Annotated in this window: 23 protein-coding genes and 3 tRNA genes; 15 read left to right on the top strand and 11 right to left on the bottom strand. The window is 69.3% G+C overall.

Annotation, left to right across the window (positions count from 1 at the left end; genetic code table 11):
• Window positions 1–95: 95 nt before the first annotated feature.
• The gene (locus QFZ67_RS26960; RefSeq protein WP_307663647.1) at window positions 96–602 is read right to left on the bottom strand and encodes a hypothetical protein; all 507 of its coding nucleotides are present in this window, start codon (window positions 600–602) and stop codon (window positions 96–98) included.
• A 284-nt stretch (window positions 603–886) separates the two neighbouring features.
• On the opposite strand from QFZ67_RS26960, the gene QFZ67_RS26965 reads away from it, so the two are divergent.
• From QFZ67_RS26965 to QFZ67_RS26975, 3 genes are all read left to right on the top strand, one after another.
• Window positions 887–1,537 carry an NADPH-dependent FMN reductase gene (locus QFZ67_RS26965; RefSeq protein ID WP_307663648.1) on the top strand — a complete coding sequence of 217 codons (651 nt, stop codon included), beginning with the start codon at window positions 887–889 and terminating at the stop codon, window positions 1,535–1,537.
• 113 nt (window positions 1,538–1,650) lie between these two features.
• Window positions 1,651–1,974, top strand: coding sequence for a divalent-cation tolerance protein CutA (gene cutA, locus QFZ67_RS26970; protein ID WP_307663649.1), 324 nt, complete (start codon window positions 1,651–1,653; stop codon window positions 1,972–1,974).
• A complete protein-coding gene (locus tag QFZ67_RS26975) occupies window positions 1,971–2,408 on the top strand; it encodes a gamma-glutamylcyclotransferase family protein (protein WP_307663650.1) in 438 nt (145 codons plus the stop codon). Before cutA ends, QFZ67_RS26975 begins: the two co-directional genes overlap by 4 nt.
• 7 nt (window positions 2,409–2,415) lie before the next feature.
• On the opposite strand, the gene QFZ67_RS26980 is transcribed toward QFZ67_RS26975, so the two are convergent.
• The 3 genes from QFZ67_RS26980 to QFZ67_RS26990 form a co-directional block, all read right to left on the bottom strand.
• A complete protein-coding gene (locus QFZ67_RS26980; protein WP_307663651.1) occupies window positions 2,416–4,524 on the bottom strand; it encodes a molybdopterin oxidoreductase family protein in 2,109 nt (702 codons plus the stop codon).
• 194 nt (window positions 4,525–4,718) lie between these two features.
• Window positions 4,719–5,300 (bottom strand): TIGR03086 family metal-binding protein, encoded by a 582-nt coding sequence (locus QFZ67_RS26985; protein ID WP_307663652.1) that lies wholly within the window; start codon window positions 5,298–5,300, stop codon window positions 4,719–4,721.
• A gap of 51 nt (window positions 5,301–5,351) precedes the next feature.
• Window positions 5,352–6,038: a vancomycin high temperature exclusion protein gene (locus QFZ67_RS26990; RefSeq protein WP_373430130.1), complete on the bottom strand. Its 687-nt coding sequence runs from the start codon at window positions 6,036–6,038 to the stop codon at window positions 5,352–5,354.
• Window positions 6,039–6,265: 227 nt separating this feature from the next.
• On the opposite strand from QFZ67_RS26990, the gene QFZ67_RS26995 reads away from it, so the two are divergent.
• The 5 genes from QFZ67_RS26995 (at window position 6,266) to QFZ67_RS27015 (ending at window position 13,263) form a co-directional block, all read left to right on the top strand.
• Window positions 6,266–7,177, top strand: a complete 912-nt coding sequence (locus QFZ67_RS26995) for a sirohydrochlorin chelatase (RefSeq protein ID WP_307663653.1) — start codon at window positions 6,266–6,268, stop codon at window positions 7,175–7,177.
• A 46-nt stretch (window positions 7,178–7,223) separates the two neighbouring features.
• Window positions 7,224–8,576 carry a deoxyguanosinetriphosphate triphosphohydrolase gene (locus QFZ67_RS27000; RefSeq protein WP_307663654.1) on the top strand — a complete coding sequence of 451 codons (1,353 nt, stop codon included), beginning with the start codon at window positions 7,224–7,226 and terminating at the stop codon, window positions 8,574–8,576.
• Window positions 8,577–8,705: 129 nt separating this feature from the next.
• On the top strand, window positions 8,706–9,968 hold the full coding sequence (locus tag QFZ67_RS27005; protein ID WP_307663655.1) for an NAD(P)/FAD-dependent oxidoreductase: 1,263 nt from the start codon (window positions 8,706–8,708) through the stop codon (window positions 9,966–9,968).
• Window positions 9,969–10,003: 35 nt separating this feature from the next.
• The gene (dnaG, locus tag QFZ67_RS27010; RefSeq protein ID WP_307663656.1) at window positions 10,004–11,908 is read left to right on the top strand and encodes a DNA primase; all 1,905 of its coding nucleotides are present in this window, start codon (window positions 10,004–10,006) and stop codon (window positions 11,906–11,908) included.
• Between the two features lie 95 nt (window positions 11,909–12,003).
• Window positions 12,004–13,263 carry an RNA polymerase sigma factor gene (locus tag QFZ67_RS27015; protein ID WP_307663657.1) on the top strand — a complete coding sequence of 420 codons (1,260 nt, stop codon included), beginning with the start codon at window positions 12,004–12,006 and terminating at the stop codon, window positions 13,261–13,263.
• Window positions 13,264–13,407: 144 nt separating this feature from the next.
• On the opposite strand, the gene QFZ67_RS27020 is transcribed toward QFZ67_RS27015, so the two are convergent.
• From QFZ67_RS27020 to QFZ67_RS27035, 4 genes are all read right to left on the bottom strand, one after another.
• Window positions 13,408–15,342: an ABC transporter ATP-binding protein gene (locus tag QFZ67_RS27020; RefSeq protein WP_307663658.1), complete on the bottom strand. Its 1,935-nt coding sequence runs from the start codon at window positions 15,340–15,342 to the stop codon at window positions 13,408–13,410.
• Complete coding sequence (locus QFZ67_RS27025; RefSeq protein WP_307663659.1) at window positions 15,339–17,072, bottom strand: ABC transporter ATP-binding protein; 1,734 nt, start codon at window positions 17,070–17,072, stop codon at window positions 15,339–15,341. Before QFZ67_RS27025 ends, QFZ67_RS27020 begins: the two co-directional genes overlap by 4 nt.
• Window positions 17,073–17,163: 91 nt before the next feature.
• Entirely contained in the window at window positions 17,164–18,609 is a 1,446-nt protein-coding gene (locus QFZ67_RS27030) for an FGGY family carbohydrate kinase (protein ID WP_307663660.1), read from the bottom strand.
• A 65-nt stretch (window positions 18,610–18,674) separates the two neighbouring features.
• The gene (locus tag QFZ67_RS27035) at window positions 18,675–18,974 is read right to left on the bottom strand and encodes a YtxH domain-containing protein (RefSeq protein ID WP_307663661.1); all 300 of its coding nucleotides are present in this window, start codon (window positions 18,972–18,974) and stop codon (window positions 18,675–18,677) included.
• Window positions 18,975–19,147: 173 nt separating this feature from the next.
• Between QFZ67_RS27035 and QFZ67_RS27040 the strand changes: the two genes are divergently transcribed.
• From QFZ67_RS27040 to QFZ67_RS27060, 5 genes are all read left to right on the top strand, one after another.
• Window positions 19,148–19,220: transfer RNA gene (locus tag QFZ67_RS27040), tRNA-Asn, on the top strand.
• A gap of 5 nt (window positions 19,221–19,225) precedes the next feature.
• Window positions 19,226–19,298: transfer RNA gene (locus tag QFZ67_RS27045), tRNA-Asn, on the top strand.
• 201 nt (window positions 19,299–19,499) lie between these two features.
• Window positions 19,500–19,573 (top strand) — tRNA-Ile (locus tag QFZ67_RS27050).
• A gap of 340 nt (window positions 19,574–19,913) precedes the next feature.
• Window positions 19,914–20,147, top strand: coding sequence for a type II toxin-antitoxin system VapB family antitoxin (locus QFZ67_RS27055; protein ID WP_175331083.1), 234 nt, complete (start codon window positions 19,914–19,916; stop codon window positions 20,145–20,147).
• Window positions 20,144–20,551 carry a PIN domain nuclease gene (locus tag QFZ67_RS27060; protein ID WP_307663662.1) on the top strand — a complete coding sequence of 136 codons (408 nt, stop codon included), beginning with the start codon at window positions 20,144–20,146 and terminating at the stop codon, window positions 20,549–20,551. Before QFZ67_RS27055 ends, QFZ67_RS27060 begins: the two co-directional genes overlap by 4 nt.
• A 189-nt stretch (window positions 20,552–20,740) precedes the next feature.
• Here the strand turns inward: QFZ67_RS27060 and QFZ67_RS27065 are convergent, their stop codons facing one another.
• The 3 genes from QFZ67_RS27065 to QFZ67_RS27075 all read right to left on the bottom strand — a co-directional run bounded on the left by QFZ67_RS27065 (window position 20,741) and on the right by QFZ67_RS27075 (window position 23,988).
• Window positions 20,741–22,015 (bottom strand): DUF6177 family protein, encoded by a 1,275-nt coding sequence (locus QFZ67_RS27065; protein WP_307663663.1) that lies wholly within the window; start codon window positions 22,013–22,015, stop codon window positions 20,741–20,743.
• 600 nt (window positions 22,016–22,615) lie between these two features.
• Window positions 22,616–23,686: an acyl-CoA desaturase gene (locus QFZ67_RS27070; RefSeq protein WP_307663664.1), complete on the bottom strand. Its 1,071-nt coding sequence runs from the start codon at window positions 23,684–23,686 to the stop codon at window positions 22,616–22,618.
• 146 nt (window positions 23,687–23,832) lie between these two features.
• Window positions 23,833–23,988, bottom strand: coding sequence for a DUF6131 family protein (locus QFZ67_RS27075; RefSeq protein ID WP_307663665.1), 156 nt, complete (start codon window positions 23,986–23,988; stop codon window positions 23,833–23,835).
• A gap of 1,126 nt (window positions 23,989–25,114) precedes the next feature.
• On the opposite strand from QFZ67_RS27075, the gene QFZ67_RS27080 reads away from it, so the two are divergent.
• Together QFZ67_RS27080 and QFZ67_RS27085 are read left to right on the top strand one after the other, a co-directional pair.
• Window positions 25,115–25,534, top strand: a complete 420-nt coding sequence (locus tag QFZ67_RS27080) for a hypothetical protein (RefSeq protein ID WP_307663666.1) — start codon at window positions 25,115–25,117, stop codon at window positions 25,532–25,534.
• A 247-nt stretch (window positions 25,535–25,781) separates the two neighbouring features.
• A complete protein-coding gene (locus QFZ67_RS27085; RefSeq protein WP_307663667.1) occupies window positions 25,782–26,276 on the top strand; it encodes a hypothetical protein in 495 nt (164 codons plus the stop codon).
• Window positions 26,277–26,287 lie beyond the last annotated feature (11 nt).

The following is a 26,287-nucleotide window of genomic DNA, read 5'->3' on the forward strand; positions in this document are numbered from 1 at the left end:
GTCCTCCGGATAAATCTCGCCCGCTCCCGTCAGGTCCTGGGACCTGACGGGAGCGGGGATACGGCGGGTACGAGGGGACGGTGGGAACCGGCCCGTCAGCTGTCCTGCGCGCCGCTCGCCCGACGGCGCAGGAGCAGGGTCCCGCCTACGGCGGCCGCGGCCAGTACGGCCACGCCCGCCGCGATCTGGGTGGTGTCAGGGCCGACGCTGCCGCCGACGCCGGAGTGCACATGGCCGCTCGGCCGGTTGTGGTGCCGCACCGCCAGGTCACCAGTGGCCCGCCTGCCGTTCTTGCAGCTCACCTCGATGGCGTAGGTCCCCGGCTCGGTGTCGTGCGGGACTGTGAACCGGCCGACTACGACCTCCTTGTGCTTACCCGCAGACAAACGGAATTCGCCCGCGTCCAGCGACCGCGCGTCTCCGACGCCGTGGCCGCCGGGACCGCAGGCGGTGGTGTTCACGGTGATGGTGGCGCCCGGCACAGCGGTCGACGGGAACGCCTCCAGTACCGCGAAGTCCCCGGCGTACGCCCCGTGGGCGCCGAGCCCTATCGTGGCGGCTGCCAGCGCGGTGGCTGTCAGCAGGCGGGCGGTGGTGCGCATGTCGGTCCTCCGGTGAAGCGCGGTGGTGCGACTGATCGTCCTCACCTTGAGGTAAGGCGCAGCCCGCAACCCACGCCTGCTGATGGGCAATCAGATTCGATGGCCCGACTCGGCGTGTCGTGCTGGACACGAGGCGTTGTCGCAGGTCATCGGTGGTGACGGAGAATCAGAAGGTGTGGTCGGCCCCGGGCATGCTGAACGGGTGAAGGGGCCCCCGGCCGGCCGTACCCGCTCGCCGGGCACGACTTGACCTCAATCGTGCTTGAGGTACGAGTCTCATCCTCATGGACCTCACAACGCCTGGAACCGCGCCCGAAACCGCGCCTGAAACCGCGCCTCAAAGTGCGCCCGAGAGCACCGCGCCGCTGAAGCTCGCCGTCGTCCTCTCCAGCAACCGCGAAGGCCGCTTCGGCCCCGTCATCGCCGACTGGTTCCTCTCCCGCGCCGCCGGGCGCGAGGACTTCACCGTCGAACTGATCGACCTTGCCGACGCCGACCTGCCCACCGCCCTCTCCTACAGCCCCGGCCCCGCCGTCAGCGTCGAACTGGCCAAGGTCTCCCCGACGCTCGCCGACGCCGACGCCTTCGTCGTCCTCACCCCCGAGTACAACCACTCCTTCCCCGCCGCCCTCAAGAACCTCATCGACTGGCACTACACCCAGTGGCAGGCCAAACCCGTCGGCTTCGTCTCGTACGGCGGAATCTCCGGCGGTCTGCGCGCCGTCGAGCAGCTGCGCCAGGTCTTCGCCGAAATGCACGCCGTCACCGTCCGCGACACGGTCTCCTTCCACCACGCCGGCGCCCACTTCGACGGCGAGGGGCGGCACAAGGACCCGGCCGCCTGCGACGCCGCCGCCAAGACGATGCTCGACCAGCTCGCCTGGTGGGGGCACGCCCTGCGGAACGCCAAATACAGCCACCCGTACGCCGGTTGAGGGCCGCGGACCATGCTGAGCGGACTGCTGGGCGAGCGAGTGCGTACGGTGGCTGCCTGACCGACTGCGACCCGACCCCACGACCCGACCCCGCGACCCGAAGGAGCACGTCAGTGGCCCAGGCGCTGACCGTACTGACCACGACTGACAGCGCCGCGAAAGCGGAGGAGCTGGCGCGCGGCGCGGTGGAGGCGAGGCTCGCCGCGTGCGCGCAGATCTCCGCGCCGGTCACGTCCGTCTACCGCTGGAAGAACGCGGTGGAGACCGCGGAGGAGTGGCAGGTCCTCTTCAAGACGACGCAGGCCTGCTATACGGCGCTGGAGGCGTATCTGGTCGCCGCGCACGACTACGAGACGCCGGAGATCATCGCGACGCCGGTGGTGGGCGGCAGCCCCGCGTATCTGGCGTGGATCGAGGCGGAGACCATGGTGCCGTGACGACGTCCGCGCAAGAGCTCCCGTTCTTCGTCTACGGCACGCTGCGCCCGGGCGAGTGCAACCACGATCTGTTCCTGCACGGCCGAACGGCGACGGAGGAGCCCGGGCTCCTCGCGGGCGCGGTGCTGTACGAGGGCCCCGGCTATCCGTACGCCGTCCTCGACGCCGGTGGCGGCACGGTCGCGGGGGAGCTGGTGACGGCGGCCCCGGGGGAGTACGGCGAGCTGCTCGCCGTACTCGACCACCTGGAGGAGTACATCGCGCCGGGCCACCCGCGCAATCTGTACGAGCGGTTGGCGCGCGACGTCCTGCGCCCGGACGGCGCGGCCGTACGGGCATGGGTGTACGTCGCGGCGCCGGGGGTGGCCGGGGAGCTGCGGGCGAAGGGCACGCGGATCCGGGGCGGCGACTGGTGCGGCCGGCTGAGCAGCTGACCTGGGGCTACGTCTCGTGCGCGCGTTCCACCCGGACCGCGCACACCTTGAACTCGGGCATCCGCGAGGTCGGGTCGAGCGCGGGGTTCGTCACCGAGTTGACCCGGCCCTCGCCGGGCCAGTGGAACGGCATGAAGACGGTGTCGGGCCGTATCCCCGCACTGATCCGGGCGGGCCCGACGGCCCGCCCACGCCGTGACACGACGGCGAGCGGCTCGCCCTCGACGGCCCCGAGGCGCTCGGCGAGCAACGGATGCAGCTCGACGAAAGGCCCGGGGGCGGCGGCATTGAGCTCATCGACCCGCCGGGTCTGCGCCCCGGACTGGTACTGCGAGACGACCCGCCCGGTGGTGAGCAGTACGGGATACGTCTCGTCGACCTCTTCGGCGGCGGCCCGATGCGCCACGGCGACGAAGCGGGCGCGCCCGTCGGGGGTCGCGAACCGTTCGAGGAAGAGCCGGGGCGTGCCGGGGTGGTCTCCCGAGACCTCCTCGGGGCACGGCCAGAACACCCCGTCCTCCTCCGTGATCCTTCGGTACGTGATGCCGGAGTAGTCCGCCGGGCCGCCCGCCGACGCCCTGCGCAGTTCCTCGAAGACCTCCTCCGGGTCCGCCGGGAAGCCCTTCTCGTGGCCCAGCAGAGCCGCTAGCCCGCCCAGCACTTCGAGGTCGCTCCGTATGCCCTGTGGGGCCGTCACCGCCTGGCGGCGCAGCAGGACGCGGCCCTCCAGATTGGTCGTCGTGCCCGTCTCCTCCGCCCACTGCGTGACCGGCAGCACCACATCCGCGAGCGCCGCCGTCTCCGACAGCACCACGTCCGCGACCGCCAGGAAGTCCAGCGAGCGCAGCCGCTCCTCCACATGCCCGGCTCGGGGCGCGGAGACCACCGGGTTCGAGCCCATCAGCAGCAGCGACTTCACGTCCCCGCCCAGCGCGTCCAGCAGTTCGTACGCACTGCGCCCCGGGCCCGGCAGCGACTCCGGCTCAACCCCCCACACCCGGGCGACATGCGCCCGCGCCGCCGGGTCGTCGAGCTTGCGGTAGCCCGGCAACTGGTCCGCCTTCTGGCCGTGTTCGCGGCCGCCCTGGCCGTTGCCCTGGCCGGTCAGGCAGCCGTAGCCGGACAGCGGCCGGCCCGCGCGGCCCGTCGCCAGGCAGAGGTTGATCCACGCGCTCACCGTGTCCGTGCCCTTGGAGTGCTGCTCGGGACCGCGCGCGGTCAGCACCATCCCCGACTCCGCGTCGCAGAACATCCCCACCGCTTCGCGCAGTTGGGGCACGCCCACCCCGGTGATCCGCTCCACCAGCTCCGGCCAGTGCGCCATCGCCGCGGCCCGCGCCTCCCCCCAGCCGCTCGTGCGCGACGCGATGAACTCCTCGTCCGTACGCCCCTCGGCCACCACCAGGTGCAGCAGCCCGAGCGCCAGCGCCAGATCCGTCCCCGGCCGGGGCGCGAGGTGCAGGTCGGCCTGTTCCGCGGTCCGTGTCCGCCTCGGATCGACGACGATCAACTTGCCGCCGTTCTCCCGCAGTTCGGTCAGATAGCGCAGCGCCGGCGGCATCGTCTCGGCGATATTCGAGCCTACGAGGATCACGCACCCGGAGCGCGGAATGTCCTCCAGCGGGAACGGCAGCCCGCGGTCGAGCCCGAACGCCCGCTGGTGCGCGGCCGCCGCCGACGACATGCAGAAGCGCCCGTTGTAGTCGATCTGCGAGGTGCCCAGCACGACCCGCGCGAACTTCCCGAGCGAATACGCCTTCTCATTGGTCAGGCCCCCGCCCCCGAAGACGCCGACCGCGTCGGGGCCGTACACCGCTCTCGTACGCCGAAGTCCCGCCGCGACCGTACTGAGAGCCTCCTCCCAGGTGGCCGGCTCGAGCCTGCCTGTGGCGGGGCGACGGACCAGGGGCTCGGTCAGACGCACCCGGGAGGAGAGCAGCGCGGGCGCGGTGCGGCCCTTGCCGCACAGCGCGCCCCGGTTCACCGGGAAGTCCGGGCGCTCCACCACCTCGACCGCCTCGGGTCCACCGCGCAGACTCATCCCGCACTGCAGGGCGCAGTAGGGACAGTGGGTCGGCGTGACCGGGGCAGCAGCCTCGGTGGTGGTTTCGGGCATACGGCCAGGTTGGGACGCCCGTGTTACGCGGGCGGGCGCGCCGGATTACGGTCCGGGTACGCCCATCTCCGCCCGCGCCCCGCCGCCCCGTGAGGTACCCGTGGCACCCTGTGAGGTAAGCGTGGCACCCCGTGAGGTACCCGTGGCACCCCGTGAGGTACCCGTGGCACCCTGTGAGGAACCCGCGGCCCTCCTCACGCGCGGCGTCCGAGCAGCGCCAGCAGCCTGGCCTGGTGGCTGTCGCCCGGCGGCGGCTCGATCGGCGGGGCGAAAAGACCGGACTTCGACAGGCCCGAGGCGTACGGAGTGACCTCGTCGAGCGCAAAGCTCACCAGCACATCCGGCAGCCGCTCCGGCGCGCCGATCGCACGGGACAGGTCCCAGCTGTGCACGACCGCGTCCGTGATCATCTGCGCGCAGTACGCCACCGCCGGCGTCTCGCCGTACGAGAGGAGCACGGTCTGCTCCAGCGCCCCCGGCTCCCCGAACGCCTTCCGCGCGGCGCGCGCGGCCGCGTCCCAGCTCGCCCGCGGGTGGGCGCCGAGCACATCGCCGTCGTACGCGTCGCCCACTTCATCGATGCCGGCTCCGTCGGTCACCAGGTCCGGCACCCACAGCTGTTCCGAGGTGAGATGGTTGACGAGATCGCGTACGGACCACTCGGTGCAGGGCGTCGGGTCGTCCCACTGATCGGCCCGTACCGCGTGCACGCGTTCGGTGAACAGCGCGAGCGCTTCGGCGTGCCGGCTGAGCAGGGTTGCTACGTGGTTTTCCATACGGTTCACTGTCGCGCGCCGCGGATGCCGGCGCGAGTCTGTCGCCGCGTGTCACCGGGCGGCTGCGGCCAGCGCTTCCCTCACACCGGGCTCCTCGGCCCCCAGGAACCGGGGATCCGGCGTGAACGCGGCATCCAGCGCCGCCTTGCCGGCCGCGAACATCTCCCGCGTCCCGCCGTAGTACCAGGTCGCGTCGTGGGGTTCGGCGACCCCGACGCCGTACGACTCGACCCCAGCCGCCCGGCAGAGCGCGACGGCCCGCCGGATGTGGAAGCCCTGGGTCACCAGGACCGCGCGCCGGACCCCGAAGATCTTCTTGGCGCGTACGCAGGAGTCCCAGGTGTCGAACCCGGCGTAGTCGCTGACGATTCGCTTGTCCGGCACGCCGCGGGCGGTGAGATACGTGCGCATGGCGTCCGGCTCGTCGTACTCCACGCGGCTGTTGTCGCCCGTGACGAGCACGACCTTGACCTTGCCCGCACGGTACAACTCGGCGGCGGCGTCGAGCCGGTGCGCGAGATAGGGCGTGGGGCGGCCCTTCCAGAGACCGGCCCCGAAGACGACGGCGACATCCTGCGCGGGGACCTGCGCGACGGTGCGGATGCGGCTGTCGGCGACGGCATGCATCCAGGTCGCGGGAGCGAGCGCGAAGACGCAGGCGAGCATGACGGCCTGCGCGACCCGCCGCTGGGCGCGCCGGGTCCGGGGTGCTTTGGGAAGTCGTAGTCTCACCTTCACGCCTGGTCAGACGTGGATTGGGCCGGATCGGTTCGGTCGGGGGCGTATCCGCCGCTCTCCATCTCGATCCGGCCCATGGCGGCACCGCCTCCCGGATGTTCCGGTTCCGATGTCGATCACAGTAGGTGACGGGCCTGACAACGCCGCCGGGGCGCCGGTGAGCCCGTGGAAAACACCCGTCACCCTCACGCAACGACCCGGCAATCTCGGCACGTCAGGATCGCTTCATGACGGAGCCGGCGCACCTTCGCGAGTCCCTGCCCCTCGACGCCACGCCCCTCGACAGCACAGCGCAGCTGCTCCTGCGCATCTCCGACCAGCTCGGCAGCCAACTCAGCCACGTCACACTGAACGGAACCCGCAGGCGTATGCCCCCGACCGAACGGCCCACCCTCGTCGCCGTCGCGCACGGCAGCCGCGACCCACGCGCCCTGCGCACCGTCACCGAGCTCCTCGACCGAGTCCGCGAGCTGCGCCCCGGACTCGACGTCCGCCTCGGCCACATCGAGCTGAACGAGCCGCTGCTGCCCGGCACCCTCGCCGCGCTCCACAGCGAGCGGCATACGGACGGCGCCCGCGCCGTCCTCGTACCGCTGCTGCTCAGCCGCGGCTACCACGTCAAGCACGATCTGCCGCAGGCAGCCGCGGCCGTACCCGGCGCGGACATACGCATCGCCGCCCCGCTCGGCCCGCACCCCCTCCTCGTGGAGGCGCTCTGCTCCCGGCTGGCGGAGGCGGGCTGGCGGCCCGAGGACGGCACCAGCCGCAGCACCGGAGTGGTCCTGGCCGCCGCGGGCTCGCGCGACCCCGATTCCGCGTCCGACACCCGGCGCACCGCGGAACTGCTCAGCGAGCGGCTCGGCGGAGTGCCGGTCGTTCCCGCCTACGCGTCGGCTGCCCGGCCCACCGTCCCCGCGGCCCTGCGCGCGCTCGCCGCCCGGGGCCGCCACCGCATCGCCGTCGCCTCCTACTTCGCGTTCCCGGGTCTGTTCGCCACCCGCAGCGCCGCCGCCGGGCCCTGGATCGCCGCCGCCCCGCTCGGCGCGCACCCGGCCCTGGCCCGGCTGCTGCTACAGCGCTACGACGAGGCCCTGAGCGCTGCGCACGCTACGCAGCGGCGCGAACTCGCCCCTGCGTAGCCCACCACATCGCCCGACTGCCACCGGCTCCGGTTACCTTCGGTGCATGGCAGGCACCACCGGCACCACCTCATCCGGCCCCGGCGCATACGACGCCCCCGACGACGCTTACGACGAGGCGGCCACCGCACGCTGGGCCCCCGAGCCGGACAAACGCCCCGGCCGCACCGCCTTCCAGCGCGACCGCGCGCGCGTGCTGCACTCCTCCGCGCTGCGCCGGCTCGCCGGCAAGACCCAGGTGGTCACCCCCGGCACCCGCAATCAGGCCTGGGACGCCAGCCCCCGCACCCGGCTCACCCACTCCCTGGAATGCGCCCAGGTCGGACGGGAACTGGGCGCGGCGCTCGGCTGCGACCCCGATCTCACCGAGGCCGCCTGCCTCGCCCACGACATGGGCCACCCGCCGTTCGGACACAACGGCGAGCAGGCACTGAACGACTTCGCGAAGGACTGCGGCGGCTTCGAGGGCAACGCCCAGTCGCTGCGGCTGCTGACCCGTATCGAGCCCAAGCGGTTCGTCCACCGCACGATGACATCAGCCGGTGCCGAAGCGGGGACCGGCGAGCTCGTCAGCGTCGGCCTCAACCTCACCCGGGCAGTCCTGGACGCCGCCACCAAATACCCCTGGCCGCGCGGCGGACACCCCACCGACCCCGACTCGGTGAAATTCGGGGTCTACGAGGACGACCTGCCGGTCTTCGAGTGGGCCCGCGAGGGCGCCCCCGAGTACCGCAAGTGCTTCGAGGCCCAGGTCATGGACTGGTCCGACGACGTGGCGTACTCCGTGCACGACTTCGAGGACGGACTGCACGCCGGCCATATCGACCCCAACCTCCTCCTCGCCGAACCTGAACGCAGCGACATCTGGCAGGTGGCGATCGGGCGGTACGTACCCGAGGACACCGATCCGCAGGAGCTGGCCGAGGCCCTGGACCGGCTCATCGACCAGGAGTGGTGGCCGCACCACTACGACGGCTCGGCGGTCGCGCAGGCCCGGCTGAAGGACGCCACCAGCCAGCTCATCGGCCGCTTCTGCCTCGCCGCCGAGGGCGCGACCCGCCAGAGATACGGCTCCGGGCGGCTCACCCGGTACGCCGCCGAGCTGGTCGTTCCGCGTGCCGCCCGCAATGAATGCGCGGTCCTCAAGGCCGTCGCCGACCGCTATGTGATGCAGCGCGCCGAACAGGAGGCGCTCCGCGCCGACCAGCGCATCGTGCTCGCCGAACTGGCCGAGGCGCTCACCGCCCGCGCCCCCGAGAGCCTCGACCCGCAATTCCGTGCTCTGTTCGACGCCGCCCCCGACGACCGGGCGCGCAAGCGGGTGATCGTCGACCAGCTCGCCTCGCTCACGGACGCCTCCGCCCGCACCCTGCACGCCCAGCTCACGGCCCGCCGCTGAGCAGCTGGGAGAGCCCCCGCGGCGCGTCCGGGATGACACGCCCAGGGGTCACTCCCTCTTCCGCCATAACGCTGCGTGCGGGACGCTCGCTGAAGGCTGCGCAGCGTAAAAGCAAAGAGGAGGCATCAAGTGGTCGACGCACATCGGACATTCGTCATCGTCGGCGGTGGACTTGCCGGAGCCAAGGCCGCCGAGACCCTCCGCGCCGAAGGGTTCACCGGCCGCGTGATCCTCATCGGTGACGAACGCGACCACCCTTACGAACGGCCGCCCCTGTCCAAGGGCTATCTGTCGGGCAAGGAGGAGCGCGACAGCGTCTTCGTCCACGAACCCGCCTGGTACGCCCAGGCCGACGTCGAACTGCACCTCGGCCAGACCGTCGTCGCCGTCGACCGGGACGCCAAGTCCGTACGCCTGGGCGACGGCACCGTACTGCACTACGACAAGCTGCTGCTGGCCACCGGAGCCGAGCCGCGCCGCCTGGACATCCCCGGCACCGAGCTGGCCGGCGTCCACCATCTGCGCCGCCTCGCCCACGCGGACCGGCTGCGCCAGGTGCTCACCGCGCTCGGCCGCGACAACGGCCATCTGGTCATCGCGGGCGCGGGCTGGATCGGCCTGGAGGTCGCGGCCGCCGCCCGCGGCTACGGCGCAGAAGTCACCGTCGTCGAACCGGAAGCCACCCCGCTGCACCAGGTCATCGGCCCCGAGCTGGGCCAGGTCTTCGCCGAACTGCACCGCGAGCACGGTGTCCGCTTCCACTTCGGCGCCCGCCTCACCGAGATCACCGGCCAGGACGGCATGGTCCTCTCCGTCCGTACCGACGACGGCGAGGAGCACCCGGCCCACGACGTCCTCGCCGCGATCGGCGCGGCCCCGCGGGCCGCCCTCGCCGAAGCCGCCGGCCTCGCGCTCGCGGACCGGGCGCACGGCGGCGGCATCGCCGTCGACGCCGGACTGCGCACCTCCGACCCCGACATCTACGCGGCGGGCGACGTCGCGGCCGCCCACCACCCGCTGCTGGAGGCCAGGCTGCGCGTCGAGCACTGGGCGAACGCCCTCAACGGTGGCCCGGCCGCAGCGCGCTCGATGCTCGGCCAGGATGTCTCGTACGACCGCATCCCGTACTTCTTCTCCGACCAGTACGACCTGGGCCTGGAGTACTCAGGCTGGGCACCGCCCGGCTCGTACGAGCAGGTGGTGCTCCGCGGCGACGTCGGGAAACGGGAGTTCATCGCCTTCTGGCTGAAGGACCGCCGGGTGCTCGCCGGGATGAACGTCAATGTGTGGGACGTCACCGACCCGATCCAGCAGCTGATCCGCTCCGGGGCCCCGGTGGACCCGGAAGCCCTCGCCGACCCTTCCGTACCGCTCACTTCCCTCAACAGCTGACGGGAGTGTCACAGCGCCACCGTAGACTTCCGCGTGTGGCAGGCAGGATCAACGATGACGACGTGAAGGCGGTCCGGGACGCGGTCCCGATCGACGCCGTCGTTTCCGAGTACCTCCAGCTGCGCAACGCCGGCGGCGGAAACCTCAAGGGGCTCTGCCCCTTCCACGACGAGAAGTCCCCCTCCTTCCAGGTCAGCCCGAGCAAGGGTCTCTTCCACTGCTTCGGCTGCCAGGAAGGCGGCGACACCATCGCCTTCGTGATGAAGATCGACCATCTCTCCTTCTCCGAGACGGTCGAGCGCCTCGCCGCGACGGCGGGCATCACCCTGCGCTACGAGGAGGGCGGGTACAACCCCACCCACCAGCGGGGCGAGCGCATCCGCCTGGTCGAGGCGCACAAGGTCGCCGCGCAGTTCTACATCGAGCAGCTGGAGACCGGCCCCGAGGCCGAGACGGGCCGTAAGTTCCTCGCCGAGCGTGGCTTCGACCAGGCCGCCGCCCAGCACTTCAGCGTCGGCTACAGCCCGCAGGGCTGGGACCACCTCACCCGCTTTCTGCGCGGGAAGGGCTTCAGCGACAAGGAGCTGATCCTCTCCGGCCTCTCCCAGGACGGCCGCCGCGGCCCCATCGACCGCTTCCGCGGCCGGCTGATGTGGCCGATCCGCGATATCTCGGGCGATGTCGTCGGCTTCGGAGCACGCAAGCTGTACGAGAGCGACAACGGGCCGAAGTACCTCAATACCCCTGAGACGGGCATCTACAAGAAGTCCCAGATGCTGTACGGCATCGATCTCGCCAAGAAAGAGATCGCCAAGACCAGCCGGGCCGTCGTCGTCGAGGGCTACACCGATGTCATGGCCTGCCATCTGGCCGGGGTCACCACCGCCATCGCCACCTGCGGCACGGCCTTCGGCGGCGACCACATCAAGATCCTGCGCCGGCTGCTGATGGACAATGCAACGGCCGAGGTGATCTTCACCTTCGACGGTGACGCGGCCGGGCAGAAGGCGGCGCTGCGCGCCTTCGAGGACGACCAGAAGTTCGCCGCCGAGACCTCGATCGCCATTACGCCCGGCGGCATGGACCCCTGCGAACTGCGCCTGGCCGAGGGCGACGACGCGGTGCAGAAGCTGGTCGAAACGCGCACGCCGCTTTTCGAGTTCGCGATCCGCCACAGCGTGCTGCGCCACAACCTGGAGACGCCCGCGGGCCGGGCCGCCGCGCTCGACGAGGCCGCGCCGATCGTCGCGGGCATCAAGAACATCGCCATCCAGCACGAGTCGGCGGTGCAGCTCGCCGGCATCCTCGGCATCCTCGACACGCAGTTCGTGGTCAAGCGGGTCGCCCAGCTCGCCCGCTGGGCCCGCGATCGCGGCGGCCGCGGCCCCGCGACCCCGTCCCGTAATCCGCAGTCGTACGAGACCCAGATCGCCCCGCGGACCCTCGCGGGCCCCGCCCTCAACCTCCGCAGCCCCGCCCACCGCACCGAACGCGAACTGCTCAAGCTCGCCCTCCAGCACCCGGATCTGGTCTCCCCGGCCTTCGACGCCTACGGCGTGGACGAGTTCACCGCCCCGCCGTACGCCGCGGTCCGCCAGACCATCACCGAGGCCGGCGGCGCCGAACAGGGCACCCAGGACACCCCCGACTACCTCGCCCGCGTGCGCGACGCCGCCCCGAACGACACCGTGCGCGCCCTGGTCACCGAGCTCGCCGTCGAAGCGGTCCACGCCAGGACGGTCGACGAGACCTACGCCGGCACCCAGCTCGTCCAGGTCCGGCTGCGCGCGGTCGACCGCCGCATCCGCGAGGTCCAGGGCAACCTCGCCCGCCTCGGCCCGCACGCCGACCCCGAGCACCACACAGCCGTACAGAACGAACTGTGGGTGCTCCAGCAGTACGCCCAGTCCCTGCGCAACCAGGGCGCGGACGCCCTCTAGCCCCGCTTGGGTAACCGCCCGGTCACGCACTGGACTCAAAAAGTAGCCGCACGCCCCTCGTGGCGGTGATGTGTCGTACCCCACACTGGGGTGCGGTGCCTGAGTCCCCGGAGCGCGGCCGGTCCACCCACAGTGGGCCTCTTACCCCCGCGGATCCGTTCATCGTGTACGGGACGGAAAGCGGCCCGGCCGCCTCCGTCCCGCTGCCGCACGCCCCCGAACCGGCAGCGATCACCCTGGAGGTCGCCCCCGTGCAGACCCAGACCCTGACCGAGACCGATGCTGTCGCGGCCGTCTCCGCGCAGGTTCCCGCGCAGAGCCGGGCCGTACATCACCCCGAGACCGCGACCGTTCCCGAAGCGGTCCCGGAGACCGTCGTCGAGGATCCAGTGGAAGTGCCCGAGCCTCCGGAACGACGGGCCGGCCGCATCGACAGCGGCGGGCCCACATCCGACCTGTTCCGTCAGTATCTGCGGGAGATCGGCAGAATTCCGCTGCTCACGGCCGTCGAGGAGGTCGAACTGGCGCGGCGCGTCGAAGCCGGTCTGTTCGCCGAGGAGAGGCTCGGCAAGACCCCCGACATCGACGACTCCCAACTCGCCGTCGACCTCGACAAATTGGTGGTCATGGGCCGGATGGCGAAGCGCCGGCTGATCGAGGCGAACCTCCGGCTCGTCGTCTCCGTCGCCAAGCGCTACGTAGGCCGCGGGCTGACCATGCTCGACCTCGTCCAGGAGGGAAACCTGGGCCTGATCAGGGCGGTCGAGAAATTCGACTACGCCCGCGGCTACAAGTTCTCCACGTACGCGACCTGGTGGATCCGCCAGGCCATGTCCCGGGCCCTCGCCGACCAGGCACGCACCATCCGCGTCCCGGTCCACGTCGTCGAGCTGATCAACCGGGTCGTCCGGGTCCAGCGCCGGATGCTCCAGGAGCGCGGCTACGAACCCACCCACGAGGAGGTCGCCGTCCAGCTGGACCTGCCGCCGGAGCGGGTCAGCGAGGTGCTGCGGCTGGCGCAGGAGCCGGTCTCCCTGCACGCGCCGGTGGGGGAGGAGGACGACGTCGCCCTCGGGGATCTCATCGAGGACGGCGACGCGGCGTCGCCCGTCGAGTCGGCTGCCTTCCTGCTGCTGCGTGAGCACCTCGAGGCGGTGCTCTCCACTCTCGGCGAGCGCGAACGCAAGGTCGTTCAGCTGCGCTACGGGCTGGTCGACGGGAGGCCGCGGACGCTCGAAGAGATAGGCCGGATCTTCGGCGTGACGCGTGAGCGCATCCGCCAGATCGAGTCCAAGACCCTCAACAAGCTCCGCGACCACGCCTTCGCGGACCAGCTCCGCGGCTACCTGGACTGACTGGGGGCTTCGCCCCCAGACCCCCAGACCTCAATCTCCCCCAGACTTCGTCCGGGGGAGATTGAGGTGGGGGTCCCCTCACGCCCGCCAGGGCGTAGGGGGAGGGTAGGGGAACGCCCGCCGCAGGCGCACCGCCCCCCCGGATCACTCCACCTCCACCACCGCTTGCGCGAACTGCGCCGCGTACAGCCGCGCATACGCCCCCTCCGCCGCCAACAGCCCCTCATGCGTGCCCTGTTCCACGATCGCGCCGTTCTCCATCACCAGGATCACATCCGCGTCCCGGATGGTGGAGAGCCGGTGCGCGATGACAAAGCTCGTACGCCCGTGGGCCAGGCGCGCCATCGCCTTCTGGATGAGCACCTCGGTACGGGTGTCGACCGAGCTCGTCGCCTCGTCGAGCACCAGGATCACCGGATCGGACAGGAACGCCCGCGCGATCGTGATCAGCTGCTTCTCGCCCGCGCTCACGCCCGAGCCCTCGTCGTCGATCACCGTGTCGTAGCCGTCGGGGAGCGTACGGATGAAACGGTCGGCGTGCGCCGCGCGCGCCGCCTCCTCGATCTCCTCCCGCGTCACCTCGCGGGACGCGCCGTACGCGATGTTGTCCGCGATCGTGCCGCCGAACAGCCAGGTGTCCTGGAGCACCATCCCGATGCCGGAGCGCAGTTCCTCCCGCGACATCTTCGCGATGTCCACGCCGTCCAGGCTGATCCGGCCGCCCGTGACCTCGTAGAACCGCATCAGCAGATTCACCAGCGTCGTCTTGCCCGCACCCGTCGGGCCGACGATCGCGACCGTATGACCCGGCTCCACGCTCAGCGACAGATCCTCGATCAGCGGCTTCTCCGGGTCGTACTGGAAGGCGACCTTCTCCAGCGAGACCTGCCCCAGCGGCTGTCCTGGCCGCTCGGCCGAGGCCGAGGCGGACGGAGCGTCGGCCTCCTGCTCGTCCGCGTCCAGCAGCTCGAAGATCCGCTCGACCGACGCGACGCCCGACTGCACCAGGTTCGCCATCGAGGCGACCTGCGTCAGCGGCATCGAGAACTGCCGGGAGTACTGGATGAACGCCTGCACATCGCCGATGGACAGCGCGCCGGACGCGACTCGCAGTCCGCCGACGACCGCCACCAGCACATAGTTGAGGTTCGAGACGAAGAACATCAGCGGCTGCATCACCCCGCTGTTGAACTGGGCCCTGAAACCCGCCTCGTACAGCTTCTCGTTCTGGTCGGCGAAGGCCTGCGCCGACTCGTTCTGTCGCCCGAAGACCTTCACCAGCGCATGGCCGGTGTACATCTCCTCGATATGGGCGTTGAGTTTGCCGGTGGTCTTCCACTGCTGCACGAAGTGCGGCTGCGAACGCTTGCCGACCTTAGTCGCCACGAAGACCGACACCGGCACCGTCACCAGCGCGACCAGCGCGAGCAGCGGCGAGATCCAGAACATCATCGCCAGCACGCCCACGATGGTCAGCAGCGAGTTGATCAGCTGCCCCATGCTCTGCTGCAGCGTCTGCGAGACGTTGTCGATGTCGTTCGTCGCCCGGCTGAGCACCTCGCCGCGCTTGGCCCGGTCGAAGTACGACAGCGGCAGCCGCGACAGCTTCGCCTGTACGTCCTCCCGCATCCGGAACACGGTCCGGTTGATCACCCGGATCGACAGCCGCGTCGCCACCAGCATCAGCAGACCCGCGGCCAGATACACCACCAGCGCCACCAGCAGCACATGGCCCACGGCGGTGAAGTCGATGCCGTCGCCAGGCGTGAAGTCCACGCCGGACAGCATGTCGGCGAGCCCGCCCTGGTCCTTGTCCCGAAGGTCGGCGATCGCCTGCTCCTTGCTGGTCCCCGCCGGCATCTCCCGGCCGACGACCCCCGCGAAGACCAGGTCGGTCGCCTGCCCCAGTATCTTCGGCCCGACCACCGCGAACGCGACGCTCAGCACACCCGCCGCGAGCATCACCCACAGCGTCGCCCGCTCCGGCGCGAGCTGCCGCAGCAGCCGCTTGCCCGAGCCCTTGAAGTCCATGGACCGCTCGACCGGTCCCATCATCATCCGTCCGCCCGGCCCGCTCATGCGGCCTCAGCCTCCGTCAGCTGCGAGAGCACGATCTCCCGATAGGTCTCATTGCTCTCCATCAGCTCGTGATGGCTGCCGGTCCCCACGACCTGCCCCTCGTCCAGGACCACGATGCGGTCGGCGTCGCGGATGGTCGACACCCGCTGCGCGACTATCACCACCGTCGCCTCGGCGGTCTCGCGCGCCAGCGCCCCGCGCAGCGCCGCGTCCGTCGCGTAGTCCAGTGCCGAGAAGGAGTCGTCGAAGAGGTAGATCTCGGGCCGCTGCACCAGGGTCCTGGCGATCGCGAGGCGCTGGCGCTGCCCGCCGGAGACATTGGTGCCGCCTTGCGCGATCGGCGCGTTCAGCCCGCTTTCAAGATTCCGTACGAAGTCGTCGGCCTGCGCGACTTCCAGCGCCTGCCACAGCTCGTCGTCGCTCGCGCCGGGCTTTCCGTACCGAAGATTCGTGGCCACCGTCCCGGAGAAGAGATACGGCTTCTGCGGTACGAGCCCCACCGTCCTCGCCATCAGCGCCGGATCGAGCTCACGCACATCCACCCCGTCGACGAGCACCTCGCCGCCCGTCACATCGAACAGCCGCGGTACGAGCCCCAGCAGCGTCGACTTCCCGCTGCCCGTCGACCCGATGATCGCGGTGGTCTCGCCGGGCCGCGCCACCAGATCGACGCTGCGCAGCACCGACTCCTCGGCCCCCGGGTAGCGGAACTCCACGTCCCGCACCTCCAGATGCCCGTGGCTGCGCAGCTGCCGTACGGGCGCGGACGGCGGCACCACGCTCGAATCCGTCGCCAGCACCTCCTCGATCCGCTCGGCACAGACCTCGGCGCGCGGCACCTGCATGAACATGAAGGTGGCCATCATCACAGCCATCACGATCTGCATCAGATACGCGAGGAACGCGGTCAGCGCGCCGATCTGGATCGCACCGCTGTCGACGCGGTGTGCGCCGAACCAGATGACGGCGATGGACGACACATTCACCACCGTCATGACGGTCGGGAACATCAGCGCCATCAGTCGGCCGGTGGACAGGGACACATCGGTCAACTCGGTGTTGGCCCCGCGGAACCGCTCCTTCTCGTACTCGTCGCGTACGAAGGCGCGGATGACGCGGTTGCCCGTGATCTGCTCCCGCAGCACCCGGTTCACGGTGTCCAGACGCTCCTGCATCGTCCGGAACAGCGGCCGCATCTTCTTGACTATCAGCGACACCGCGATGCCGAGCAACGGCACCACCGCGAGCAGCACGGCCGACAGCGGCACATCCTGGCCGAGCGCCATGATGATGCCGCCGACGCACATGATCGGCGCCGACACCATCAGCGTGAACGCCATCAGGACCAGCATCTGCACCTGCTGGACGTCATTGGTCGTACGGGTGATCAGCGAAGGCGACCCGAAGTGCCCGACCTCGCGTGCGGAGAAGCTCTGCACCCGGTCGAAGACGGCGGCCCGGACATCACGCCCGAGCGCGGAGGCGGTTCGCGCGCCGTAGAAGACCGCTCCGATGTTGCAGATCACCTGGACGACGCTCACGGCGATCATGACCGCGCCGACCCGGAGGATGTAGCCCGTGTCCCCCTTCACGACACCGTCGTCGATGATGTCCGCGTTGAGGGTGGGCAGATAGAGGGTGGCGCTGGTCTGCAGCAGTTGGAGGGCCACCAGTAGGGCGATGGGTTTCTGGTACGGACTGAGATACGTCCGTAGAAGTCGTATCAGCACGCGCTGTCTCTCGGAGTCGGCAAGATCGAGGGGTCACCCCATCTTGCGACACTCCGCCCCGGGAACATCAAGGGATTAATTCAAGGCAGGGTCAAGATGTCGGGTTGAACGCCCCGGGGTGGATCTGATCCCGCGTCGCGCCGTACTGCTGGCGCACCGCCTGACCCACCGCCAGTTCCTCGCCCGGCTCAAAAACCTGAGCCGCGGCGCCCTGCCAGGCCGGCGGAGCGGCCGGCGACAGCGTCCCCTGCGAGACCCCGAGCGCCCACGCGGCCTGCCGGGCCGCGCCCAGCGCCGCGTAGTCGGCGGGCTGCGGCACGACGACCTGCGCCCCGAAGATCGCGGGCGCCGCGGTCTGTACGGCGGGCAGCTCGGCGGCGCCACCCAGCAGAAACACCCTGCGCACCTCGACCCCGCGCCCGCGCAGCACGTCCATGGCGTCCGCGAGCGAGCAGAGCATGCCCTCGAAGGCGGCCCGCGCCAGATGCTCGGGCTTCATCGACTCGCGGCGCAGACCGCTCAGCGTCCCGGCGGTGTGCGGCAGTTGCGGAGTGCGCTCGCCCTCCAGATACGGCAGCATCACAAGCCCGGACGAACCGGGCGTCGACTTCATTGCCATCGCGGAGAGCTCGTCGAGATCCTCCAGGCCCAGCAGCTCGGCCGTGCCGCGCAGCGCCCGTACGGCATTGAGCGTGTGCACCACCGGCAGATGCATCCCGGTGGCATCGGCGAACGACGTAATCATCCCGCCAGGATCGGCCAGTGCCTGGTGGTGCACGGCCATCACGGAGCCAGAGGCCCCCAGCGACACCACCGCGTCGCCGACCCCGACGCCAAGCCCGAAGGCCGCCGCCATCGTCTCGCCGGTCCCGGCGGAGATCAGCAGCCCCTCGGGCGTCGTACCGGCGGCATCGGCCGGACCGAGCACCTCGGGCAGCGCGCACTGGTGCCCGAGCGCCATCTCCACCAGGTCGGGCCGGTACGAGCCGGTGCCCGCCGACCAGAAACCGGTGCCGGAAGCGCCGCCGCGGTCCGTGGTCCTGCGGGCCGGCCGGCCGAGCAGCTGCCACACCAGCCAGTCGTGCGGCTGCATGACGGACGCGACTTGCTGCGCCGCCTCGGGCTCGGAACGCGCCATCCAGCGCAGCTTCGCCACCGGTTGTGCGGACTGCGGCACCGAGCCGACAGCCTCGGCCCAGGCCTGCCGCCCGCCGAGCGCGTCGATCAGATCCGCCGCGGCGGCCTGCGCCCGCTTGTCATTGCCGAGCAGCGCGGGACGTACGAGATTGCCCTGTGCGTCCAGCGTCAGCAGACCGTGCTGCTGCGCGGAGACGCCGATGGCCTGCACACCTTCGAGCAGCCCGCCGGCCGCGGCCTCGCCGAGCGAGAGCAGCCATACCTGCGGATCGATCTCGGTGGCCTTCGCCTCGACGGGGTGCGGCGCGTACCCCTGGCGCAGCACGGCACCCGTGTCCGCGTCACAGACGACGATGCGCGTGAATGCAGACGAACTGTCCAAGCCGGCGACTATCCCCATGACTGAAGATTCTGCCGCACGCGCGGAGGTACCACGTCACGCCCGTCGGTTAGTAGCACTGGTGGTCACGTATTACTGGTGCCCCAGTCGTCCTCACCGCTCGCGCTCCGCTCCCGCAGGGACCGCACCCGCTCGGCCACCGAGTCGGGCACCCGGTCCCCGACCTTCTCGCTCACCGCGTGGAAGGCCTTGCCCGCGACCTCGCGGCTGTTGTGGGCCGCGGACTCCGCGGCATTGCGCACGGCAGGATTCTGGGAGATCTCGCGAACGGACTTCTTGAGCTGCTCGTAGCGCTCGCGCCCGGCTCGCGTGCCGATCACGTAGCCGAGGGCCAGTCCGGCGAGGAACGTGAGCTTGTACCGCATGGCTGCCACCCTTCCCTTGCGTCGGTGCTCGCCGCCTACCCGGTCAGGCCCGTGATCACCCGGGGCTTTACCGATTGGCGGAGCACCCCCCTGCTTGCGCTAATGTATGTGTCGCGGCGAGCGCACGCCCCCCGGGGAGCCCGGGGTAGGTACGTTCGGCGCACATGCAGCAATCCCCTGTAGCTCAATTGGCAGAGCAGCCGGCTGTTAACCGGCAGGTTACTGGTTCGAGTCCAGTCGGGGGAGCGCGATCCCCTGTAGCTCAATTGGCAGAGCATTCGGCTGTTAACCGGAGGGTTGCTGGTTCGAGTCCAGCCGGGGGAGCAGATACCGGAAGAGGGCCCCTTGGGGGGTCCTTTTTCGTGTCCTGGACTACTTCGGGACGGCTTCGGGACGGCTCCTGGAACCGGGCAGGGGGCAGCGCAGTCCTCATGATTGTGCGTTGCCGACCATCCGAGGCAGGAGATCGTATGAGCGGCTATGCTGCGGCAGACGGCGCGCACATTTGTGCGCGACGCGCCGTTAGGGGCGGTAGCTCAGCCGGTTAGAGCAGCGGACTCATAATCCGTCGGCCGTGGGTTCGAGTCCCACCCGCCCCACTTCAAATCGCCCGTGCAGAAACGTTCTGACCTGCATAAATGCAGTAGTGAGGGCCCTTGTGAACCTCGTGAAGGCCCTCACTCTAGCCCCGGACCAAGATCCAGTGGACGCGCAGTGGATGCGGCGTGTCCGAAATGTGTCTGATGGTCGATGAGTCGCATGTGGCCTAAAAAGTGATCAGGGTGGATGCCGTCGCGTGCGGTGGAATCAGGGCTTGGAGTCTTAGGCGGGCTCGCTGATCCGGCTTCGTTTCGCCGCTACTCGCGGGATCTCCCGCAGGGAGCGTTGGTGATGTACCTTGAGTGTGTACATCGTGGACACTCGGGTGGGGTGGTGAGCATGTCCGTTACCCAGATCGACCTTGATGACGAGGCGCTGGCCGAGGCGATGCGCCTGATGGGCGTGACGACCAAGAAGGAGACCGTCAACGCGGCTCTGCGGGACTATGTGGCTCGCATCAGGAGGCTTGAGGCCGCGGAGAAGTTGGCTGAGCGGGGCGAGCGCGGCGAGTTCGAGGAGGCCGCAGCTGCGTACGACGCTGCCAAGCGCGCGCGTCGGGCGGCCTTTGAGTGATCACGTATCTCGTAGACACCTCTGCGCTGTGGCATCTGTTCCGTACCCCAGGGGCGATGCGCCCCTGGGAGGGGCACATCGCCGCCGGGGTGTTGCGTATCTGCGAGCCCACGCGCACCGAATTTCTGTACTCGGCCACCAGCCCGTCGCATCGCGACGAGTTGGCCGGGGAGCTGGATGCTCTGTGCCAGCTTTCGCCGGTCCCGAAGAGCGCGTGGCGCTGGGTGGACACCGCCCAGTACAAGCTCACCCAGCGCGGACAGCACCGTGCTGCAGGAGCCATCGATCTCCTGGTGTGCGCGACGGCGGTCCACCACGGTCACACCGTGCTCCATGTGGACAATGACTTCGCCACTGTGGCCACGGTCCTCAAGGAAGTGCAGCAGCGCGACGTCCGCGCCTGACCACGACGCGTTTCAGCCGACGGCTTCTGGTTGGCGGAGGGGCGCACGGCCACTTGGCCAGTGGGGTGGCCATCGTGTGTGCTTGCCACCACCGACTTCTAATTCAGTCCCGACCAGTCACGGGCTATGAAGGCGCGAGTTCCCTCAACCGCCCCCCGGTTCCTCCGGTTCACCGGGCGCCATCCTCCCTTATCGAGTGTGGAGGTGACGTGTGAGCAGCTGGAGTGTGTCCCAGGCCTGTGCGTCGGTGCCATCGCCGAGGTGGTAGTGCAGTCCGGGGCGGCTGTCGGGACCGAGCTCAACTGGGCGGAGGTTCAGCGGTGGGCGGCGGGCGTGGGGGAGGCCGACGTCGCTGACGCTGTCGGGCCCGAGTGTGAAGGAGACTGGGATCGGCGGTGCCTCCGAATGGGGAGGGACGGTCAGGTCACGGCGTGCTGGGCGCAAGGACGCGATCATGGACGTCAGGCCGTGTTGGGTGGCGAGCGACTCTGCGAGGGGCTCGATCGCGACCAGCGGCAGGTCTTCGTCGGGGCCGTAACCTGTGACGAGCGTGATCTCCTCCTCGATGCCGTCCTTGGTCCGGATGATCCGCAGGGTGGCGATGGCCGGGCGGCCAGGGGCGCCGACTGCGAGGAGCCACGTTGGTCGGGGGGCGCGAGCACGTGCGAAGTCCGTCAACTGGCGGGTGGACCAGGGAAGGCTGATCGGCTCGGCGGTGCTCCAGCCGGCCGGCGGAGAGCCGGTGAGTGCCTGCCAGGCGGCTTCCAGTGCACGGCCGAGGACGAGATGCTCGTTGGGGGCGTGCCAGGTGCTGAAGGAGAGGATCAGCTGCCGTCCATCTGTCTCGGTGCCTTGTGTGAAGGCCGAGGCGACGGCTGTGGCACCGGCGCTGGTGTGGACCGGGGCGAACGTGCCGTCATGCCAGCGCAGTACGGCGCCGGAGAGGCCGTCGTAGTAGCCACACTCCTCGTCCTGAACGACCCAGCGGTTCGGCGCGCCTTTCAGCGCGGTGCGGGTGGCCATGGTGAGCCGGGCATGTGACGGGGTGACGATGTGCAGCGCCTTTTCGCTCTCGGTGCACACGCTCAGAATCTCGGAGAGCCACGTGGTCATGGCGACCAGTGGTCGCTCGGAGAGGACCACGGCGGTGGAGCTGGTGAGTACGTCCACAGTGGGCAGGGCGTCGTCGGCCGCCGGCAGCGCGGTGATGTCCGAGTTGATGGGTACGACGGCGGTCTGTGCGGCATCCGGAGGCCAGGTGGCGCCGCCGAGCACGGTCGTGAGCCGGCCGGCGAACGATCCGGCCAGGCCTTCGGCCTCGGGGATGGCGGTGGACGCGCGGGCCTCCGTCCACCACAGCGGAGCCGCGGGTGCTCCTACCGCCTCGGCGCCCAGCAGCCGTTCGACCTTCCCGGCGGTGTGTTCGGCGCACCAGCACCTCGAAGGCGCGCATGTCGCCGTCACGGGCGCAGATCACCAACGTGGCATCGTCCAGCACCACCTCCCGGGCGAGGGCGGCGGGCCGTGAACCGATACCGCCAGGCGATGTCACCTGCAACACCTTCGGGCGCCAGGCATGCTCTCGGGCCCTCTCTCGGACCTGCTGGAACACCGGCCGAACCGCGCCGGGCAGTAGAAGGACACCCCGGCGCCACCGTCGTCCACGGCACGCGGATTGTCTCCGCCGAGCCCGAGGAGTGGTCCGTGAGTCTCTGACGAGCCGTTGTGGCGGGCACCTCGGTCGGCGTCACGGTCCTGACGAGAACGAGCCGCGGGGTCGGACGGCAAGTCCAGAGCACGGTCGAATGTGCGGGCGGTGATTGGCCACTGGCGTGGCCGGACCGCCGCACACCCCGGCCAAGCCTTCATCCGGTCTGTCGTGAGTCCACATCGACCGCAGGTGCTGACGCCAAGTCGTTTAGCAGGGACCTCGTGGAGCGGATCCGGATGATCGGCTGTGGTCCGGTCGTGCAGTCGGTCCCGTTACTGCTGGGGCCGGCCATGGGAGGCGGGCTGCTCTCTCCACTCGGCTCGTCTTCGCCGACTGGAGGCAATGACGAGTATTCAGCTCAGGCCGGATGAGGCATTGGCTGAGCGGTGGCGCGCGTCGCGGATGGGGATACCTGCCTGGTGGAGGCTTGTGAGGGCTTGCCGGTAGGAGGCGATGAGGCCGGTCTCGAGGTAGGGGACGCCTAGTTCCTCGCAGTAGCGGCGGACGATGGGGCGGGCGTCGCGGAGATGGGGGGTGGGCATGCTGGGGAACAGGTGGTGTTCGATCTGGTGGTTGAGACCGCCCAGCGCGATGTCGGTGAATCGGCCACCGCGCACGTTGCGTGAGGTGAGGACCTGACGGCGGAGGAAGTCGGGGCGGTCTTCGCCGGTCAGAATCGGCATGCCCTTGTGGTTGGGGGCGAAGATGGAGCCGAGGTAGAGGCCGAACAGGCCCTGGTGAACGGCGAGGAAGGCGATGGCCATACCTGGCGGCAGCACGAGGAACAGTGCAGTGAGAAAGAGCGCGAAGTGGGCAAAGAGCAGGGTGCCTTCTTGGGCGCGGTGTTTTAGCGAGCGGCTGGCCAGGGCCTTCACGCCCATCACATGCAGGTTGAAGCCCTCCAGCGTGAGAAGAGGAAAGAAGAGGAAGGCCTGGGAGCGGCCGATGAGCCTGGGAAGGCCCTTAGCGGCGTGGGCCTGCTGCTGGGACCAGACCAGCAGGTCGGGGATCAGGTCGGGGTCGAGGGTTTCGTGGTTGGGATTGGCGTGGTGGCGGGTGTGCTTGTCCTGCCACCAGCCGTAGCCCATCCCGATCCCGGCGTTCCCGGCGATCCGGCCGAACCGCTCGCTGGCCTTGCGAAGCCGGAATACCTGTCGATGAGCCACGTCGTGAGCCAGGAGGGCGACCTGGCCGAAGACCAGGGCGAGCAGGACGGCCACGGCCAGCGTCCACCAGCTGGCCCCGATGAGCACGAAAGCGACCCAGCCGCCGGTGTAGAGCGCGCCCACCGTCGCGATCCGTGCCGTGTAGTAGCCGGATCGGCGGCCCATCAGCCCCGCGTCGGCGATCTCCTTCGACAGTCTGGCGAAGTCACTGCCGGACGCCTGGGAGGGCGGCGGACGAACGGGAGCGCGAGTTGTCATCGTGACCAGTACTTTCCGTCAGCTGGGGGATGTGGCCCGAGGGGCGGTTCTCGGCGCGACGGAGCAGGACCGATCCATGCTGACATTCGATGCGCGGGAAGGGCATCGTCGAGATGCTCAGACGTATGCCCTGATGGAAGTTGCAGCTACCAGTAGTGCCGTCGTCCGCCCACCGCGTGTCCTACCGCTCCCAGAATCCACAGCAGAACCCCGATCGCGACCAGGATGATCCCGATGGTCCAGAGAATACCGATGCCGGCCAAGAGGCCAATGACGAGAAGAATGACTCCGAGGATGATCATGACGTCCTCCGGTGACGGGCGACCCCCTCTCTACTCACGGCTCCCCACCTTTTTGCGGGGCAAACCCGGGTCGGCGCGTGCGCGTCCCGGCAGCAGCATTGCGATCATGGTCAGTGGGGGCGACCGACCAGCCCTGACGTCCGGCTGGGGCAGTCCGAGACTGAAGATCCATGAGCACCGCCAGTAACGCCTGTCCGTGGGTCTGATATGACCACTTCGAGCGTAGATGGGGGAATTTCCGCACCACCGGCAACGCGTGCGTACCGTGCATGCACCCCACAGGCAGGTGAGGTCGTGCCCAAGAAGCCGAAGCCGGGAAAGTACGACGCGCCATGGACCAGGGGCCGCACCTGGTTACCGTCCGACCAGGCCGCTCGGTCCGCTCGGCGACGGTCCAGGCGGGTCGCGGCATTACCGCGTTCACTGGATGTCAAGAACCAGTCGGTAACTTCCACAGCGCGAGTTCTCCACACACTCGATCGCACCCGTACGGCTACCCGTTCCGTCCCCGCTCAGGGCTGCGCCGTGGGCGTGCCAAGCCCGTGCGGGATACGTGATCCGCGAACCGGTCGCTCTGTCAGGGTGTGCACCGATCCGCCGAGAGCCCCGAGGGCAACATCCGCTCTCGGCCAGCCGACGGGAACCAGCCCTCTTCGCCGGACGAAGGCCGCCAACGAGATCCTCGGCAGGTGGAGCTTTCTTCTCCGTTGTCCGGCGCAGGTGGTCTCGCCGAGCGATCGGCCGGCCAGGCTCGACCGGCACACCACCGATCACGAGGAAGAATCCTCCGTCGACTTGGCAGCATGATCAACCCCCGAAGACTTCCGAAGCTGACCACTAATTAATGGCTGATTGACGCAGTGTCTCAAAGGGAATGCACGACTCAATATTGCCGCCCGGTGTGGTGACCGGCGCATATGTGATTCCGGGTGATCTTCGCTCGACGGCCGGGCGATTGTGCGGAATGACTTATTCACCGCATAGGGGCGATCATGAGAGGTGTATGAGAATTGACATGCTTCTGAAGCTCTGGAAATAATCAGGGCGTTCGCTCGGCGAGTGGGCATTGGTGCAAGTCAAATGCCGACTGGTATTGGTGCAAAACCAACGCAGTGAATGGGGAGAAATGAGTATTCGAAAGAATCTTGGTCTTGTGGGGGCCGGCGCCCTGCTGATGCTCGGTTCCGGGGTGGGCCTGGCGCCCGCCGCGAGCGCGGCCTCGACCGGCAACGGTCAGGCGGTCTCCGTTGCGCAGAACGCCCAGGGTCAGACGAAGACCGAGGTCGCCTCGAAGTCGCTCGACAAGTCCACCGGTGTCAAGGCTGCCGCCAAGGGCGACGTCAACGCCATGGCCAGCTGCTGGAACGGCTACACGTCCGGCCAATACATGTACATGACCTGTTCCGGCAACGGCTACCGGGTCTACATCGACTGCTCCAACGGCTACCGGTACATCTTCCCGACGTATTACTACGGCACCTTCAACCACACGATGTGGTGCCCGTCGGGTACGTACGCCATCTGGGGCGGTTCGATCGGCGGCTGACCAGGGCCGCTCGCAACTGCTGAAGATCGAATTCGTGGACTGCCCGGACAGTCCATGAATTCGATCTTTTTGTGCACCGGCACCGGAATGATTTCGTCCCTTTCTTCTCAGATGAATTTCATGAACCTCTCATCGGCCTCTCGGTGGCCCTCGGCAATAATGACTGTCGCACCCGAAGTGCGGAATTCTCCAGAGAGTATTGGACGAGGAGTCGACGTTGAAACTGCAACGATTACATCGAATCGCGATGGGTTCCGTCGCCGCGTTGCTCCCGCTCGTTGTGCTCACAGGTTGCGGGTCCGACGAGAAGAGCGACATCCCCTCCACCGGCGGTAAGAAGGCGCCCAGCAGCAGCGCGAAGAAGCCGGGTGGCGGCGAGCCGGAGGACGGCGTCCTCAAGTTCGTCCGCTGCCTGCGCGAGAACGGCCTCACGGTCGACGACCCGGCCAAGGACGGAAACCTGTCGATCCAGGTCACCGAGACGCAGGACCAGGCCAAGATCGACAAGGCGCGGAACGCCTGCAAGCAGTTCATGGACCAGGGCGGCAGCGGCGGTGGCGGCGCGGCCTCCGGCGGCAAGGAGAGCGAGGAGCGCAAGGTCTGGCGCCTCAAGGTCGAGAAGTGCATGCGCGCCAAGGGCTTCGACATGGGCAACGTCAAGGAGAACCAGAAGGCGGAGCACGAGAAGGCGTCGAAGGAGTGCTACAAGGAGGCCGGTCCGCTTCCGGATGAGGGGCAGTGAAAGACGGTGGC

The sequence above is a fragment of the Streptomyces sp. V1I1 genome, from assembly GCF_030817355.1.
Lineage (GTDB): Bacteria > Actinomycetota > Actinomycetes > Streptomycetales > Streptomycetaceae > Streptomyces.

Bases quoted from the DNA above. Each gene is read 5' to 3' on its own strand.
- QFZ67_RS26960 (WP_307663647.1), bottom strand. From the start codon at position 602: ATGCGCACCACCGCCCGCCTGCTGACAGCCACCGCGCTGGCAGCCGCC.
- QFZ67_RS26965 (WP_307663648.1), top strand. From the start codon at position 887: ATGGACCTCACAACGCCTGGAACCGCGCCCGAAACCGCGCCTGAAACC.
- QFZ67_RS26980 (WP_307663651.1), bottom strand. From the start codon at position 4,524: ATGCCCGAAACCACCACCGAGGCTGCTGCCCCGGTCACGCCGACCCAC.
- QFZ67_RS26985 (WP_307663652.1), bottom strand. From the start codon at position 5,300: ATGGAAAACCACGTAGCAACCCTGCTCAGCCGGCACGCCGAAGCGCTC.
- QFZ67_RS26995 (WP_307663653.1), top strand. From the start codon at position 6,266: ATGACGGAGCCGGCGCACCTTCGCGAGTCCCTGCCCCTCGACGCCACG.
- QFZ67_RS27000 (WP_307663654.1), top strand. From the start codon at position 7,224: ATGGCAGGCACCACCGGCACCACCTCATCCGGCCCCGGCGCATACGAC.
- QFZ67_RS27020 (WP_307663658.1), bottom strand. From the start codon at position 15,342: ATGAGCGGGCCGGGCGGACGGATGATGATGGGACCGGTCGAGCGGTCC.
- QFZ67_RS27030 (WP_307663660.1), bottom strand. From the start codon at position 18,609: ATGGGGATAGTCGCCGGCTTGGACAGTTCGTCTGCATTCACGCGCATC.
- QFZ67_RS27035 (WP_307663661.1), bottom strand. From the start codon at position 18,974: ATGCGGTACAAGCTCACGTTCCTCGCCGGACTGGCCCTCGGCTACGTG.
- QFZ67_RS27055 (WP_175331083.1), top strand. From the start codon at position 19,914: ATGTCCGTTACCCAGATCGACCTTGATGACGAGGCGCTGGCCGAGGCG.
- QFZ67_RS27070 (WP_307663664.1), bottom strand. From the start codon at position 23,686: ATGACAACTCGCGCTCCCGTTCGTCCGCCGCCCTCCCAGGCGTCCGGC.
- QFZ67_RS27075 (WP_307663665.1), bottom strand. From the start codon at position 23,988: ATGATCATCCTCGGAGTCATTCTTCTCGTCATTGGCCTCTTGGCCGGC.
- QFZ67_RS27080 (WP_307663666.1), top strand. From the start codon at position 25,115: ATGAGTATTCGAAAGAATCTTGGTCTTGTGGGGGCCGGCGCCCTGCTG.
- QFZ67_RS27085 (WP_307663667.1), top strand. From the start codon at position 25,782: ATGGGTTCCGTCGCCGCGTTGCTCCCGCTCGTTGTGCTCACAGGTTGC.